Source organism: Nonomuraea aurantiaca, from assembly GCF_020215705.1.
GTDB classification, from domain to species: domain Bacteria; phylum Actinomycetota; class Actinomycetes; order Streptosporangiales; family Streptosporangiaceae; genus Nonomuraea; species Nonomuraea aurantiaca.
The window spans coordinates 1-16,304 of sequence record NZ_JAIWNB010000031.1 but is presented as its reverse complement, the minus strand read 5'-3'; the positions used below and the strand labels follow the sequence as shown (position 1 = coordinate 16,304).

General features: G+C 65.3%; 12 protein-coding genes. 9 read left to right on the top strand and 3 right to left on the bottom strand.

What is annotated here, in order from left to right:
* Nucleotides 1-45: 45 nt before the first annotated feature.
* Together LDL49_RS45740 and LDL49_RS45735 are read left to right on the top strand one after the other, a co-directional pair.
* Nucleotides 46-537: an NAD(P)/FAD-dependent oxidoreductase gene (locus LDL49_RS45740; protein WP_225301210.1), complete on the top strand. Its 492-nt coding sequence runs from the start codon at nt 46-48 to the stop codon at nt 535-537.
* On the top strand, nt 489-869 hold the full coding sequence (locus tag LDL49_RS45735) for an NAD(P)/FAD-dependent oxidoreductase (protein WP_225301209.1): 381 nt from the start codon (nt 489-491) through the stop codon (nt 867-869). The genes LDL49_RS45740 and LDL49_RS45735 overlap by 49 nt, the downstream gene beginning before the upstream one ends.
* A 21-nt stretch (nt 870-890) precedes the next feature.
* On the opposite strand, the gene LDL49_RS45730 is transcribed toward LDL49_RS45735, so the two are convergent.
* Nucleotides 891-1,766: a UbiA family prenyltransferase gene (locus tag LDL49_RS45730; RefSeq protein ID WP_225301208.1), complete on the bottom strand. Its 876-nt coding sequence runs from the start codon at nt 1,764-1,766 to the stop codon at nt 891-893.
* Nucleotides 1,767-1,969: 203 nt separating this feature from the next.
* On the opposite strand from LDL49_RS45730, the gene LDL49_RS58780 reads away from it, so the two are divergent.
* Nucleotides 1,970-2,908: a hypothetical protein gene (locus LDL49_RS58780; RefSeq protein WP_308016275.1), complete on the top strand. Its 939-nt coding sequence runs from the start codon at nt 1,970-1,972 to the stop codon at nt 2,906-2,908.
* Between the two features lie 1,450 nt (nt 2,909-4,358).
* Here LDL49_RS58780 and LDL49_RS45715 read toward each other — a convergent pair.
* Nucleotides 4,359-6,362, bottom strand: coding sequence for a hypothetical protein (locus LDL49_RS45715; RefSeq protein WP_225301207.1), 2,004 nt, complete (start codon nt 6,360-6,362; stop codon nt 4,359-4,361).
* Between the two features lie 38 nt (nt 6,363-6,400).
* On the bottom strand, nt 6,401-6,802 hold the full coding sequence (locus LDL49_RS45710) for a hypothetical protein (protein WP_225301206.1): 402 nt from the start codon (nt 6,800-6,802) through the stop codon (nt 6,401-6,403).
* Nucleotides 6,803-7,167: 365 nt separating this feature from the next.
* Between LDL49_RS45710 and LDL49_RS45705 the strand changes: the two genes are divergently transcribed.
* The 6 genes from LDL49_RS45705 to LDL49_RS45680 form a co-directional block, all read left to right on the top strand.
* A complete protein-coding gene (locus tag LDL49_RS45705; protein WP_225301205.1) occupies nt 7,168-8,622 on the top strand; it encodes a TIGR02710 family CRISPR-associated CARF protein in 1,455 nt (484 codons plus the stop codon).
* A 17-nt stretch (nt 8,623-8,639) separates the two neighbouring features.
* Nucleotides 8,640-12,461, top strand: coding sequence for a DEAD/DEAH box helicase (locus LDL49_RS45700; RefSeq protein WP_225301204.1), 3,822 nt, complete (start codon nt 8,640-8,642; stop codon nt 12,459-12,461).
* On the top strand, nt 12,458-13,666 hold the full coding sequence (locus LDL49_RS45695; RefSeq protein ID WP_225301203.1) for a hypothetical protein: 1,209 nt from the start codon (nt 12,458-12,460) through the stop codon (nt 13,664-13,666). The genes LDL49_RS45700 and LDL49_RS45695 overlap by 4 nt, the downstream gene beginning before the upstream one ends.
* On the top strand, nt 13,659-15,161 hold the full coding sequence (locus LDL49_RS45690) for a phospholipase D-like domain-containing protein (protein WP_225301202.1): 1,503 nt from the start codon (nt 13,659-13,661) through the stop codon (nt 15,159-15,161). The genes LDL49_RS45695 and LDL49_RS45690 overlap by 8 nt, the downstream gene beginning before the upstream one ends.
* Nucleotides 15,162-15,246: 85 nt before the next feature.
* A complete protein-coding gene (locus tag LDL49_RS45685) occupies nt 15,247-15,600 on the top strand; it encodes a hypothetical protein (RefSeq protein ID WP_225301201.1) in 354 nt (117 codons plus the stop codon).
* A gap of 340 nt (nt 15,601-15,940) precedes the next feature.
* Nucleotides 15,941-16,304: hypothetical protein (locus tag LDL49_RS45680; RefSeq protein ID WP_225301200.1), on the top strand; the 364-nt coding region annotated here is incomplete at its 3' end.

Here is a 16,304-nt window from a genome sequence, read left to right as displayed (position 1 = left end):
CTGCCCGCGCTCATCGACGACTACCGGCCCACTTCCCGCCTGACCGTGGTCTCGCCGGGCGGGGTGCGGGTCTCCGCCGAGGCCGCGCGGCCCAATCACGTGGTGCCGCGACGGGTGTTCGACGCTCGCCTAGTGGCCGCCGCGCGGGCCAGGGGCGTCGAGGTACGCCGCCACCGCGTCAAGGGTCTCGTCTTCGACGGGTCCGGGGTGGTCATCGACGGGCGGCTGCGGGCCCGTACGGTGGTGGCCGCCGACGGGGCCGGCTCGGTCGTGCGCCGCCTGATCGGCCTGGCCGCCGCGGCCGAGAAGCACACCGCCATCGCCGTGCGCGGCTACGCCGACGTGCCGGAGGACGACGACGTCCAGCTCATCGCCATGCAGAAGGCGGGCTGGCCGGCCTACGCGTGGCGGGGGCGCCCGGACGTCTGCCCGACCGGCCCGCCCGCGAGCTGCGCGCCCACCATCTGCCGCTCTCGACCGGGCGGCCGATGCCCGGCGCCGGCCGGGTCCTGCTCGCCGGTGACGCCGCGGGGCTGATCAACCCGCTTACCGGCGAGGGCATCTACTACGCGCTGCTGTCCGGGCGGCTGGCGGGCGAGGCGGCGGTGGAGTCACCGGACGATCCGCTGACGCTGTACCGGGGCAAGCTGCGCGGGGCGCTCGGACGGCACCTGCGCACCACTGACGTGCTGGCCCGGCTGGCCCAGTTCCCCGGTTTCATCGACGCGGCGATCGAGACCGCCGTTCGCCGCAAGGAGGTGTTCGACCTGCTGGTGGAGGTCGGGCTCGGGGCCGGGACGGTGCCCGGGCCGCTCGCACTGGCCGTCGGGACGCGGTGGCTGCGCGGATCCCTACGCGCCAGGCGGTGAGCACGGCGTGGGCCACGCGGGTTACGCGGTGAGCGAGGCCCCGCCGGCGACCAGGAGGATCACGTCCACGGCCGCAACGGCGACGGCGGTGACGAACGGCACCCGTGAGGACCTGGCGGCCAGCAGCAGCCCCGTGGCCGCGAGGGCCGAGGCGGCGGCAACGGCCAGCCAGCCCGACACGCCGGGGGCGGCGCCTCCAGGACCGAAGACGAGCAGGCAGGTGGCCGCCAGCAGCGGCACGGGGATCAGGAGCCGTACGCGGGTGGCACCCATGCGCTGCGGCCAGCCGCGTACGCCGGTGTCCAGGTCACCCGCGATGTCCGGCAGCACGTTGGCCAGGTGCGCGCCCACACCGAGCAGCGCGGCGGCCAGGACCGCCCACCACGCCGGCCACGGCTCACCGGGCAGGCCCAGTGTCACGAAGGCCGGCAGCACGCCGAACCCCACGGCGTAGGGCGCCCACGACAGGAGTGTCGCCTTCAGCCCGAAGTCGTACCCCCAGGCGGCCAGCACCCCAGCGAGGTGCAGCGCGCCCGCCCGCCAGCCGGAGGCCAGCGACAGCGGCATGCAGGAGGTCAGCGCCACGAGCGCGGCGATCCAGACGGCACGCGCGCTCACCGCGCCGCCCGCGACGGGCTTGCCCGCGCGCCCGGCCGCCGCGTCCCGCTCGGCGTCGATCGCGTCGTTGCACCAGCCGATCGAGAGCTGCCCCGTCAGCACGGCCGCGCCCGCCAGCACGCACCCGGCCGCGTCGCGCCCCGTGGCCACGGCCAGCGCGGTGACCAGAGCGGTCACGGCCGCGGTCGGGCCGGAATGGCACGCGCGCGCCAGTCCGACGGCCAATCGCCCCGGCCCATCGCGTACGACGGCGGCGGCCGCGGGCTCCGGGTCAGTCACAAGATGATCGTAGACCGGGCGATCGCCGCAGAGAATTCCCACGCTATGCGTGGCTTAAATGACCATTTGGACGGGAAGCGTGCGGGGGAGCGAGAGTTGTCGGCTGCCGAGGGAGAACAGCATGACCCGTATCGCCGCAGTCCGTTGTGCTTTCCCTCCCCACCGGTACCCACAGTCCGAGCTCACCGACATGGCCGCCACACGTGTGCCTGCCGGAGAACGCCGACCGGCGCCTCCTCGACCGCCTGCACCGCAGTGCCCGGGTGGACTACCGCAACCTCGCCCTGCCCATCGAGCAGTACGGGAAGCTCAACGGCTTCGGCGCCGCCAACGACGCCTTCGTCTCGGTCGCCGTGGACCTGGGGCTCGAGAGTGTGAAGGCCGCCCTGGACGCGGCCGAACTGGAGCCGACCGACGTGGACATGATCATGTTCACGTCGGTGACCGGCATCGCCGCGCCCTCCATCGACGCCCGGCTGGCGGCGGCGCTCGGCCTGCGGCTCGACGTCAAGCGGGTGCCCGTCTTCGGCCTGGGCTGCGTGGCCGGCGCGGCGGGCATCGCCAGGATCCACGACTACCTGCGCGGCTGGCCGGACCACGTGGCCGTGCTGCTGTCGGTGGAGTTGTGCTCGCTCACCGTCCAGCGGGGCGACTCGTCGCCCGCGAACCTGGTCGCCAGCGCGTTGTTCGGCGACGGCGCGGCCGCCGTGGTGGCCTGCGGCGGCGGACGCGCGGCCGCCGGTCCCACCGTGGTGGCCACGCGCAGCCACCTGTATCCGGGCTCCGAGCACGTCATGGGGTGGCAGGTGGCCGACACCGGGTTCCGGGTGATGCTGGACGCGAGCGTCCCGGCGGTCGTGCGGCGGTACCTGGCCGACGACGGTTCGGCGCACTCCTACGTCTGGCAGGAAGCCCGAAAGCTCGCCCTCAGCCCGGCGCAGGTCGCTTCATCGCTGGCTGCCCGACCGTACGACCTCCGCCATGCGGCGGTGTCACTCTGGCTGAACGCGGGCGTCCCGGCCCCGGAAGTCGCAAAACGGGCCGGACACAGCGTGGACGTCCTGCTGCGGGTTTACGCAAAGTGCATGGACGGTCAGCAAGAGCAGGTCAACGGCAAGATCAACGACGCTCTGGACACATAGGCCCCATGTATCCATCCCCGGCCCTGGTCGCCCCGGGGCCGGTTCCAACTGCACTACTCGTGATGCCAAGTCGTTCCCGCCGGATGCGGCCGCGCTGCGGCACGCTGGCAGGAACGGGTAGTGAGAAGGGAGGATCATGCACGGAGATCAAAACCACCCCACCCCCTCACCCGGAGAGGCCCGTCCGGTACGGCGGCGACCGTACGACCTACCGCTCCGCGACCGGCACCGGCTCCTCACCGCGTCCGACTCCTTCAACATGCGAAGGTACTCGACACCGGCCCCACCAAGGCGATCGGCATTGCGGAATCGGGATCGCCTGGCCCGGCCGGCACTCATCGCTGGCTTTCTGGCCTGCGTAGCCCTCGGCATCTGGTCGACTTCATGGGGCACAGACAGCACCTCACCTCGAATGGATGCCGCCTCGAAGCCGACGCCTGGCCCGAGCATTGCCGGGCACTCGGTCGTGCCCATCTGGCTGGCGACATCCACGCCTACGCCCCGGGCGCTGCCCTCGAAGACGCCCAGCTCAAGTTCCAGGGTGTCGAAGCGCAGGGCGATACCGTCGCGAAACCCTCACCGATCAGCGACCTCAGCTGTGCCGCGCCAGCGTCATCAGAAGGTCCCGGCGGCTACGCATAGGAGGACGACAATTCCCGTTGATCGTTCGAGACGGGTAAGAAACAAGGAGCCAAAAGGCAACGCCAGGAAGCGGTCAATCTCATTGATCGGTACGAAGTGCGACGAGTTGTTTCCGCCTTCCCGCCCCGAGTTTCGCATTCGTAACCAGGCCTGCCATCAGATCTACGGGTAGTGTCGGAGTTTCTACTCGAGGCCTATGTCGACGGCTTCAGCTACGGCTGGAGCCGTTTTTGGGCGAATGCGGTTCCGCATGTGGTGCTGAAATTGGATGGTCACTTGAGGAGTAGCGGTCTCAGTTGTCGTACGAACTCGACGACGTCTGCTTGGTGATCCCGGCCTGGTGCCCCTTGGATGATTTGGATGTCAAGCATTTTAGTGCCATCTCGCGTCCACGCTAACGCTTTAGCTCCAACGCTGTTCCCATCCTTGTCTTTTATGGGTGCACTATAGCCAGGCCCGAGGCCATTGGGCAGATCGGCTCCCTTGTCCGCTACCTTCGTGTCTTCTAGGCTCTGCAATGTGGAACTAAACGGATCGTGCAGTTCGATGAACATTCGCGCCTTGTCCGCGATACTCGGAGACCTGGCGACAATGCAGCGTGAAAAGTCCGTCGATGATGCGGAACCACTTGCATAGAAGTTGCCGAGCCCGAGGGCACGAGATATTGCTTGGCTGGAAACTAATCCACATTCTACGGGGGGTGTCGTCACACTGCCCAATGGACGCCGATCGGCCTGGGGAGGAGGCGACGAACACGCTGTCGCGGCAGCAAGAGCCATAGCCAGTAGGGCTGGCGCATGCCAAACCTTCATTCCTCCGCCTCCGGGTATGAAGGGACAGCACGTTGGAATCCCTCCCAGACAGACTGATCGGTCTTGCGGAAGATGCCTGAGGCCGGCGAGCGCTTCAGCCACTCGTCGTAAGCATAGGCCTTCGTCGAGTCCATTTGGCTTCGCGGGATGATTCGACCGTCTACGACGAAGTCTCCTTCCGACTTTTTTGCGTAGTTCGCGAACGCGTGAGGATGGGCGGTACCCAGAGTTGATTCATCTCCGAACAGTCCATGTCGCATCATCGCATTGGCTGTTAGGTCTTTGAAGAGATTCTGACTCTCGACAAGTGTGTCCACCGACTTGCTGCGGGTCGCCTTCCCTTCGGTGAACTTGATATTATCGCTGATATTTTCTTCTGCATACTCATAGCCCGCGACGACCCAGTCTCCGGCGGGTGTGAGTGCTAGTTTGAGTGTTCTGGTAAACGCATCCTTGAGCGCCTTGTTGGCCTCATCTCTCCGGTCCGCCTCCTTGATGTTTGCGAGGTTTCCGGAGTCGATCGCGAAGTGAAGCGATTTGCTCAGGTCGTACACTCGGGCATTGAAGAGATCTCCGATACTGCCTGCCATGCCATCCGTCAGCAGCTTCTGACGGTATGCGCGCTGTTCGGCTTCCGTCGCGTTCGGGTGACTGCTACGCCATTCGGTAAACGCAGTATTGATTTTGTCTTTGATCTGCGCTCCTTGGGCGTCGAAGACCTTCACGCTGTACTCGCCATGCGCTTCGACGACGGTCTTGAGCGCATGTGGATCCTTGAACGCCCAGGTCATCGCGTTCTTGGCTGTTTCGCGGTCGAACAGAGCTCCATAAGGCTGGCTGCCGGGAAGGTTCGGATCGGTGTCCTTTAGCGGAGTCACGCCCATCGACTCCCTGTTGCTGCTCCCAGAGATTCGATGAACGTCACTCATGTAGGCAGCGAAGACGTGCGCGGCGCTCTGTCGCGTATCGGGGAGGAAAGCCTGCGCTCGTGGATCCGCCCAGAAGTGGACGGCCCAGGACGCGATCAAGGCCGACTTGTACCCCCGGGAACTGCCTGGAGGCTGGCCGTTGTCGCGATACGTTGTGGTCGCGGCTTCGATCGCGCGGCCGAGCCCCCGGCTGCCGCTGCCCCAGTAGTTTTCCCGCATCAGGAAGGCCAGGGGCTTGCGTGCGGGGTCGGTGAAGAAGTCCTGAGCCACTCTGGGGTTGTTCGCAAGGGCGGCGGCGAGCCCGGACCTGAAGTCGATGATCTGCTGTTGTTCGGCCTGGGGCTTGTGCGCGTTGTCGAAGACCTTGTTGGCGACGTCGAGGAGGAAGGCATCGTCGAAGGTGCCGTACCGCAGGAGCTTGTCAACCATGAGACCGGTCGCCACATCGCCATCGGTTGCGATCAGCTCGTCGGCATACCCCTTGGACAGCTTCATGTCGCCGACTCCCCGCGATGCCGTTCCCAAGGTCACGCTCAGAGCCACCGCCAAGCGGTCCAGGTCCGAGGACGGTGGTCCTTCTCTGTCCTTCTGAAGAGAATGGCGTACCGAGAAGTAGAGATCTCCTAGGAGCGCCTTGAGCTCCTGGGGTGGCACCTCCTTGGCGAAGGCGACGGCGAAGTAGGGATCGTTCTGGTGTTTTTCCAGCAGATCCAGGGTCTCGTGAGTGAGGGCCTCCTGGCCGCCGATAGTGGCAGTGTCCGTTCTCGCCTTTCGAAGCTGATCGGCTATGGACTTGGCCGCTGCCGCGCCGCTCGCCGGCGAGGACGACACCCAGAGCGTCTCGTCTGCCCAGACCACTCCCTTGTCGAGTCCGATCTTCTGGGTGGCGACGATGAGATCCAGACGCCGCTGTAGGTCGGGGGCCTGCTGCCCGATTTGGAAGCCGATGTCCTTCAGCAAACCCGGCCCGGACATGCTCGCGCCGATCGATCTCAACGCACTGCTGATCTGGGTGTCCACCTCGGACCATGACGGCTCCAGGCGCTTGATCTCGCCGATCAGCTGAGTCATCAGCGTGGGATCTATGCCGATCCGATTCGAGGGTGGGCTCATCGGCGAAACCCCTCGGGGAGCGAAAACGGCGGTGGCTCCCAAGGCCTGTATGGCTCCGTGGAGGGCTTCTCAGCCTCGGGACGTACAGGCGTGGATGCGATCAGGGCGAGCGCCCGTTGGAAGACGCTCTTGTAGGCGGCCTCCCAGGCCTGGCAGTCCTTGATGAGCTTGTCCGCGGCCTTGCCCTTCATCGCGCCGCTTTCGAGCAGGCCGATGAGCTTACGCACGTCGTTGGCGTGCTGATCTCGTAAGTGCTCGATCGTACGCCGCGCAGCCTCAATCTGTTCCTGTGTCGCCATCATCCGGAACCTTGGATCTTTGGGGACGACAATCTGTGGGATCAATGTGAAGATAAGGGACAGTCGGAGCGCCGTCGAGTCGAACTGCGGAAGCGGCATGATCTCAAGTGAAGGTGTGGTGCATGCTCGCGGTGATACCCGGACGGTGCGCACGAATTTGGCGCGATCACTTGAGAGGCAATAGAGAGCCGAGGCGATGCCAGGGCTCTTTTGTGGCGCTGTGATGTGGGCGCTGTTGTCGGCAGGTTTGCGCCTTGCCTGATAGATCCCTTTTGGTGGCTATTGAGGATCTTTCGCTCAATCAGCATACATGTAGCCACCTTGAAGATTCTGTCGCTTTCTCCCACGGGTGGCTGGCGCGCGGCGACTGTAGTCATATGTCATAGATATCCCGACCTGGGATGGTTGTTCTCTGCTACCGTCTCCCGCGTTCGCAACGCCCGGAACGAGACAAGGGGTCTCAGGTGGATCCGTTCGTCGGCAAGTTGGCCAGATACCTGCGCATCGAACGCGGCCAAGAAACCTACGGCGAAGGCAGCCCGCTGGAGCAGTCGATTGCGTTCTACGTGGACCAGTTGCTGAACGAGACGGTGTCGCGGGCGTTGTCGAACAGCGGACGTCGGCCGAAGGAGGCCGTCGGACTTCTAATCAGTCTGTCCGGATTCTCGCCGCTGACGACGATCCTTACGTACGAGATCTTGCAGCCTCGCCGCCTCCTCATCCTCTCGTCCAGTGATGCCGTGGACAGCATCAATGTGATTAACAAGCACGTCTACGAGCGTCGCCGCATGCGCTACAGCGACGCGACTTACCGGACGTGCAATCCGACCGATCCTCTGCAGATCTACCGCATCATCAAGGGCGAGCTGGACAGGATGCGAGGACCCGGCGGCGACTCGCCATACGCCGTGATCGACATCACCGGGGGACGCAAGGTCATGAGCGCGGCGGCGGCACTGGCCGCCTGGCAGCTCCGGCTCGACCTCTGCTACATCGACAGCACGTACGACCCCGTGACTCGGCGCGCCATTCCCGGCTCCGATCGTCTGCTCCTGCTCGACAACCCCACCTCGCTCTTCGGAGAGCAGGAGATGCATGCCGCGTTGCAGACTTTCAATAGCGGCGCGTTCGCGGAGGCACAACGGCGCTACGACGAGCTGGCCTCAAGCATTGCCGAGCCGGGCAGGGCGCGCCTCATGAAGGTGGTCGCCGATCTCTATCGCGCATGGTGCGACCTCGATCTGACCGCGCTGGCCGCCTGTATCGAGGCCGTTGAAGCAGCGCTCGACCAGGGCCGCGGCCTGCTGAGCGAGGACAGTGTCAAGCAGCTCGAGGGCCAGCTCGACTTCCTCGGGAAGCTCCAACACGGCGACAGGCAGGCCCTGCTCGTTTGCTTCTTCGTGCTCGGCATGCACTACCGCGAGGTGGGTCGACACGACTTCGCGGCACTGCTCTTCTACCGGACGATTGAGGGTTGCCTGGCGCATCGGCTCGAGTCGCTGGCCGCGGGGTTCACTTGTGACGCGCCCGATTACACGCTGCTGACTCCCGATCCAGCGTCGCTGGGCGTGGCCTGCCAGGCTGTGCTGCGTTCGATCGGCCGGGCGAACGCCAGCGCCTCGCTTCCTCCCGTCATCGGGTTGATCTGGGGTGCCGTGCTACTCACCGCCTTGGATGACGAGCTGGTCGCCGCGACTGGCCTGAAGGGCGCGAAGGCGCTGTCCCACCTGGACCGCCTGATCAAGGCCCGGAACAAGTCTGTGCTGGCGCACGGCGAATTGCCGGTGAGCGGCGAACAGAGCAAGGAGTTCCAAGCCAAGGCCCAGCTCGTCCTACGGGCCTTCTGGCGGCTGAACGGCCCCGGCGACCGAGTAGACGAGCTGTGCGCCACCCTGAGGTTCATCCGCACGGACCACTGACCCTTGAAAGGTTGAGGGTGAAGCGTAAGGAGCGGGAGTCCATCCTCGTCGTCCCGCGAGACTGGGAGGGGGATCTCAGGGACCAGCGAAGCGCCGTCGCCGCCGCGCTCTTCGGCCGCATCGAGCTGAGCCACTATCCCAGTCTCGACATCGATCCGGCTGAGCTGGCCGCAGACCTCAGCCAGGGAGCCGTGCTCCACGGCAGCGCCCGGGGCAGCAAGTTCACGCTCATCGGGGAGGGGTTCACCGTCGAGCTGAACAGCCGTCCGGGTATGAATTCTGGGCAGCCGATGGCCGTGATCTCCAGCGCCCGCTCCACCGACCTGATGCTGCCCAAGGCGGGCTGGTTCCGTGCCGAGATCGACGTGCGGCCTGTGTACGACGAGGCACGGTGCGATCTGCGCCGCCTCTGGCAGGTTCTCGGAGCCAACGGCCCCGGACAGCGTAAACCCGAGTGGGGCGCGCGGACACGCCCTTTCGCCGCCCTGCTAGAGCGCCAATACGGAGCTCTGCGACAGCTGCTCGAACTCCTGCGTGCGCGGGCCGAGAACGAGCTGGTCACCTCGGACTGCACGGTCGACAAGGTGCTGCCAGGTCGCCCGAGCCGGTTGCTGGTCCGGATGCAAAGGCATGCTTCTGAGTTCGAGGACGCGCGGGTGAAGGTTGAGGGCGGCGGGCTCTCCTGGGAGACGAAGGTGGAGGAGATTCACGGAGACACCGCCATCATCGGCAGCCCAGGAGGCGAGCCTCCCACCCAGCTCACAATGACAAAAGCGTCCCGCTTCGCCATGCGGCAGAACGCGCAGGCGCTGCGCGGCTTGATGGACGGAGACACCGCCGGCCACTGGGCGGACCTGGCGGCACTCATGGTCCAGTCCGACGCCCTGAAGAGCACTCCGCCTACGCCGCCCGTTCGGTTCTTCGCCGACGAAGAGGGGCTACCGCTCAATCCGGAACAGCAGGCGGCCGTGACCAGCGCGCTCTCCTCTCCGCACGCGTTCTTTATCCAGGGGCCTCCGGGCACCGGAAAGACTGCGGTGACGTGCGAGCTGATCCGCCAGCTCGCCGCGCGCGGCGAGCGCGTCCTGCTCCTGGCTCCCAGCCACGTGGCGCTCGACGAGGCATTGCGCCGCGTGGGCGACAAGCCGGGAATTCGCGCGTTGCGCCTGAGCTGGAACGATCTCAAGGTGGACGAGGTCCTTCGCCGGTTCCTTCCCGACCGCGTGGCGGCCCATACCCAGCTAAAGATACGGCGCGCGGCGACGAGCCGGGCGCAGGCGTGGGCCGCCGAGTCCGTCGGAATTGACCGCACCCTCGCATTGATCGGCGACTTGGGCCGTGTTGAGAGCCGGCCGGAGTCTCTACTGGAGTGGGAGCTGGAGCTCGCGGAGTCGGCCGCGGTCGAAGCCGATAAGCGCCTACGCGCCGCCGACGCCGCGTACCGGACCAAGACAGCGGAGCTGACCAGCCAGCTGCGCTCGCTGAACGAGCGGGCCGCCACCGCTGCCGAAGAAGGGCGGAAGATCCACGCTGCTATCGCAGACGCTGAGGACGCCATCCGGCGCGACGCCTCCGCCTTCGACGAGCTGCGACGACTCAGCGACGGCATCGCACAAATACGAGCGGCGCTGGATCGGGCGAACGCGGACAACGCGCGGGCCAGGGAGGTCGACGTCCAGTTGTCCAACCAGCTCAGCGGTGTGGAGGGGCGCATCGCCGTGGTCCAGGACCGCCTTGCCGAAGCGGAGGCGGGCATCGCCCGTGACAGGTATTGGGCGGAGCAGTTCAGAGCCGAGCTCGACCGCCTCGGCGCGCGTACGGTCCGGGGCCTGGTGAAGCAGAGCATCCAGCCCGATCCTCGGGTGGACATGGTGAAACGGCAGCTGAAGGGGACCGAGCGGTCTTGGATGGAGCACCTGTCTCAGCTGCAAGCGCATCGGCGTGAGTTGGATGGGCTTCATCCCAGACGCCACGCCATGCTGCCAAGCCAGCAGGCCGCGCGCGCCCGGGTCCAGGAGATCGAGTACTTCATCGGGCGCACGTCTGAGGAACTGAAACAGCTCACCGGTAGGTGGCGGGACCGCATTGTCGCTCTGGGCGGTTCACCGGATGTCCTACCGGGCACGACGTTACTCCCTACTACGGTGGCGATCTTGAACGGTGCCCCCCTGCCGAACTGGCTCTACGGGTCCCCACTAGCCAGCGCTCGCACGACGCTTGTAACGGCCCGGGAAGTCCTCGCCGAGCTGGACGCGCTGCCAGAACGCCGCGCCGAGACAGAAACCCAGTTGCTCCAGCTCGATGCCGAGGCGGTGGTGGGGCTTGCCCGGTTGCGTACCGGAGTCGAGGCAGCCGCCAGTACGCACGACCGGGCTCGCCGCGCCTTGGAGGACCGCCGTGCCCGGGTGAACGATCTCACCGCTCGCCTGAAGTCAGAGGCGCCAGGCGCGATACGTGATCCCACTGCCTACGCTGACGAGATCACTGACCGCAAAGATCTGCTGTCCGTGATGACCGAGCTCGAGCGGCGATGGTGCGACGTGACCGGCGAACTCAGCGACCAGCGGATAGCTGAGGACATTGACGTCGCCTATACGCGCTCTGCCAATCTGGTATGCGCGACGACGGCTGGCATCGCGGGTCGGGGCAGCGAAGCGGTTCGCTACGCGGACTTCGACACGATGATCCTCGACGAGGCTAGCCGAGTCACCGACTCCGAATTCCTCATAGGCGCGCTCCGCTCCCGCCGCTGGGTCCTCGTCGGTGACGAGCGGCAGCTGCCTCCGCACGTCGACAACCAGGACGAACGATTCCTGCACGCGCTAGTAGCACTGGAACGGCACGAGCGTGGGCAGGAGGCCGACCTTCGCGTATCCGTACGGCACCTGTCCACGGTCTGGAAGGAGGAGGAAAAGCTACGCGGCTACCGTATCGATGGGGTCACCGAGTACGCTCAAGCGCTTCTGGATTCCGGCGACTGGGAGAGGCTCTACCGGAAGACTTTCAAGAACGCACGGCGCCAGGCCAGGCGTGTGGAGGCCAGTGATGGTGACGACGACGTGGACCGGCGCGTGTTGGGCAGCATCCGCGACCACCTCGTACACAGCCTTTTCGAGCGCTGCGTGGCTCGGTACCCCGACCTTCGGGTGCGTCTGGTCACCCAGCGCCGAATGATCGAGCCCATCGCCAGGATCGTCAGGGACTCCGTCTACGGCGGGGAGTATCTCTCGCCCTCGACCGAAGACCTGGCCGGGCACGGGATCGTCCCGCTGACCGTGCCAGGGTTTACCGCCCCCGTCGTCTTTTTGGACACCAGCGCGCAGGGGGAAGCCGCGTACGAGACGGAGTCCGGTGGGACAGGCTTCGTCAACAAGCTGGAGGCGTCGTGGATCGTACGTGCCTGCCAGGCGTACGAGAACCATCTGCGCGAGAGCGACCCCGATGGGCCGCGCGTCACGGTGAGCGTTCTCTGCCTGTATAAAGCACAGGCTGACCTGATCTGGCGCAAGCTCGGCGGGCCGCTCTACCCGAAATTCAAGAGGCTGGATTTCCGGCTGGTCGCGCCCGTCGACCGGAGCCAGGGCCAGGAGAGCGACCTCGTGGTGATCAGCTTCACTCGCGGTGTGGCGAGCGCTGGGCAGGGGTTCGCTCTGTGGCTGCAGGACTTGCGGCGGCTCAATGTCGCTTGTACGCGCGCCCATCGCGCCCTCGTACTGACCGGCCATCGCCAGTCGCTCAGCCGGTTGGGTGCAACCGACGCGCGCGGCTTCTACCAGGGACTGTTCGAACTTCTCGATTCACCCGATCCCAACTACAAGATCATCAAGGACCTGAAGTGAGCTACACCGTCGAGTGGACCGACCACGTGAACGGTGGGGGCGAGGGCGTCGTCGCGATCGTGGCCGAAGCTCTTGTGCCGATTGTGTTCTGGCCTCGCGTCACGATCGTCCGGGCCATCGACGAGGAACTCACGGTCGTGGAGAGATTCTTGCTCGAGGCTGCCGTGCAGCTCGGCAAGGTCACGAACGAGATGATCGAAGAGATCACGGACCTGCCCTCTGAGGTGCTGGACGCGCTGTTCGGCGGGCTGGTGTCGTTTGGGCTGCTGGTCAAGGAAGGCGGCGCCCATGTACCTCAAACCGAGGAGGTTGAGCAAACGCTGGCGACGGGGTCGCTGCGCCGCCACAGTCAGGACACGTGCTCGATCGCCTTTCTTCCACAGACGGACGAGGCCGTTGCTTACGGTGGGCCGCTGAACGGACGCAGACGGCGCAGTCCTCCCGCGCCGTCGCTATCGGTGGCCACCGACAAGGGGTACTTGCCGGTTGGGGCGAGGACGGCGGGTAGGCGGCCGTCGGAGATCCTGGAGGACCTCCTGGTACGCCGGCGCATCGCCGGCCTGCCCACAGACATCGTCAAGATTGCGAGTGACTCAGAGGAACAGCCGCTGCCGGAGACCTGCCCGGTTTACCGTGTCGACGGAGTTATTCGCGATGGCACGCCGCGCCTCGACCTACGCACGGCCACCGGCGATCAGCAAACGAAGATTGATCTAAGTGGCGCGGACGTTCTCGCCGCCCGCTGGATGTACCTGGCCCGATTTATGGAGGACCCCGAGGGGCTCGAGCGCGCCGCGGCCGCGCTCGGCTGCGTGGCGCGGGACATGGTACTGGGTCCCAAGGGCGCGGGACGCTTAGAGGTGCGGCTCAACGAGCGGGCGGCGGCGACTGCCTCCGCTCAGCACAGCCTCGCGCTGCCTGGCGGCTTCAACGTCATCGACGCCCAGAGCGTCATCACTGTTCAGGTGGAGCTGCGTCCAGGAGACGATGCGGCGGCGGCTCTGTTCGCACTGGACCGTGCCGCCGCACGGCTGCGGAGCGACGGCGCAGAGGCGGTCGCGGAGATCCTCGCTGCGGCGGCCCGCGAGTTCGGCGTGCCGGAGACCCTTCTGGCTGAGGATGCCCTTGTCGGACGGCTCTGGGCGTTAGCCCAGTACGACCTGGTCTACGCGCTGCGGGAAAGCGAGGACTTCGCTTATGGATGACCGGCTCGACCTGGGCGCCCTGACCGTCAATGGAGGGTACTTCCTGAGTCGGCCTGACTGGCGCGCCGAACCGTACCTCGAGCACGATCCCGACGCCACGTTCAGCCACTGCGTCACCTACCGGGACTCGCCGCAGACCATCAGGGCGGCGCTACTTGAGCTCATCGCCGCAGCCCGACGGAAGGTCTTCGTCGCGAGTTTCTTTCTTGGTGATGAGGAGCTTACGAGTGCGCTGCGCAATGCCGCCGAGAGGTTGCGTGGCGGCGTGTACGTGATCTCCGCCATCGACGACCGCAGCCTCAAACGCGGCCTCAAGGATCTGGAAGACAAGCCAGAGAGCGACGCGACCGAGCGCAAGCGGTTCGACGAGCTGTGTCGCGCCGGGATTTACGTGCGTGGCCACGAGAATTGCCACGCCAAGTTCGCGGTCGCTGACGACCGCATCGCTCTCGTCAGCAGCGCTAACTTCACCTACCGGGCGCTGAGCGTGACGGGCGAGTCTGGCGTCCTGATCCGCGATCTCGTGGAGACCGAGCGGCTCGCCCGCCTATTCGCCCGACTATGGCACAGCGGCTGCACCTGGGAAATTCCGCCGGTCCCGCCGGGCAGCGCTTACACGGCCGGCCCCCGAGCGGTCGAGCCGTGGCGCGCCGAAGTCCCCCAACCGGCTGCGGGACCGGACGCCCGCGTCATCTGGACCGACGATGGCGAGCAGCACGTACGGCGGCACCTGCTCGCCATCGTCGCGGACGCGCGAAAGGAACTCCTTCTGGCCACGTGGAGCCTCAACAAGATGACCAGTCACCCTCACCTGTTGCTCTCCGCCGTGCGCGCGGCCGCCGAACGAGGGGTACGCACGCGCCTGCTGGTCAGGACGTTCAACCATCGGCCAGGGCACCGGGCCGAGTGCGTCGCGTTCGCTGAGGCCGGAGTCGAGATCTGCGCCGACAAGGAGACCCACGCCAAGGGAGTGTTCGCTGACGCGAACGCCGGTGCCCTGTTCTCGGCGAATTTCGACGCCGACCACGGCTTGACCAGCGGCGTGGAGATCGGCTGTCGCCTGGACGGCACGGCTGCGCTTGCCTCGGCCAGGCGCTTCGTGCGGCACATGATGGATCACGGGGACGCGGTGTTCGTACGGAACCCGGCACAGCGCGACCTGCACGATCGGTTGCTGGGAGGTTGGCAGTGCGCCTGGCCGCTCCGCGAGCACGTCAACGTCATCGCGGCGGATTCAGATTGGCGGTTGCTTGCTGAGAACTGTGGTTCCGGCCCCGTCCTCTTCACGTTGGCCGAGGAGGGAGTCGTGGAGTTGATCGCGGGTATCCAGCGCTGGTCTCTGTCGCCGGATGATGATGCGAAGGCATATCGGCTGATGCTATCAAGCGCAGGGGAAGGAATTTCGGCAGAGACATATCTGGAAGACTGGATGCAGTGGAAGGGGAGTGGGAAGCGCGGCTTTTGCCCTGCTGTTCTGGCTCGTACGGCACGCTGAGGCGGCATTGAGGCCAAAAGTGGGCCGCGATGGCAGTCGTATTAGGCTTCTGTCGTCATTTAACATTGTTGAATGGAGTCGGTTCGTGGTCTACGTTAACCTTCAAATCCACTTCTATGGCCTAAAGTTCGAAGACCTATATAAGTTCGTCAACGCGGCTCGTGTCACAGGGGTCGATCCCTCGAGCAAGGTCCCACTATTAGAGCGTAATGATGATTATGAAAGGGAGCTGTTGGGTTTCCAGCTCGAACTTGATGACGAAACCTTCAAGGGCTTTCCTGAACCACTGACTCCCGATGAAGTACAGCGACTGGCGACCGTGCTGGATGAACTGCTTACTACAGAAGACCCGCACAAGCTCTTTTCTGAGCTTCTGCAATGGAGGGATCGTCTCCGGGAGTCCTGGCAACGGTCTGCCAAGCCTGCGGGTGCCGATTAATTATCCTTCCAGGTCAAGCTGCATATCGGCAATCGGTGTCACCGATGTCGATCACCTCTGCGGATCTCGAGGCGGGTGATCTGTACTCGGTCAGTGCTGGATCGAGGGGTGGACGCACTGAGCGCGGCACGGTACGGCCACATTTTAGGGGATGTTCCCAGTGTCGATGGTGCCTCTGACGTTCTCTACAGCGATGGTGCCGTCGCCTCGATCGCCCCGATGAGCGCGAACTTGAGATGGGAGGCTGCGGTGTCGCTGATGTACGGCTCGTCGAGGGGCCTGCGCCAGCCGAAAGGTCATCCGTAGAGGTCATGACCTTGCGGGTTTTCTCTTGGCCTGCGTGAACTTCGGCTATCCGGAGGAGAATCGCGTGCGGTATGATGATCGGCTGGGTTCCTTCGCTTGGCCTATCTCGCCGTCACGAATGCCTTGCACCGCTGCGGTTTCTGCCGATGGGCGATTGGGTGAGGATGTCGAGATTCTCGCCTTGCATCATCAGATCACTGTTCTTAAACGGCGTCTCGGCGCTAACACCAGGCTGAGATTCGCTCCCAAAGATCAGGCCCTTCTCGCTGCTGAGCAATCGTCAAGAGTTGTGGATCGATTGAGAGCAGGATTCTCAGGACTGGTCTGTCATGTCGGTGGCGACGAGTTCGACCTCGAACCCGTCCGTGTCCTCCAGATAGGCGGCGTAATGCTGTTCG

Coding starts and splice junctions, on each gene's coding strand:
- LDL49_RS45715 (WP_225301207.1), bottom strand. CDS start 6,362: ATGACTCAGCTGATCGGCGAGATCAAGCGCCTGGAGCCGTCATGGTCC.
- LDL49_RS45735 (WP_225301209.1), top strand. CDS start 489: ATGCCCGGCGCCGGCCGGGTCCTGCTCGCCGGTGACGCCGCGGGGCTG.
- LDL49_RS45690 (WP_225301202.1), top strand. CDS start 13,659: ATGGATGACCGGCTCGACCTGGGCGCCCTGACCGTCAATGGAGGGTAC.
- LDL49_RS45710 (WP_225301206.1), bottom strand. CDS start 6,802: ATGCCGCTTCCGCAGTTCGACTCGACGGCGCTCCGACTGTCCCTTATC.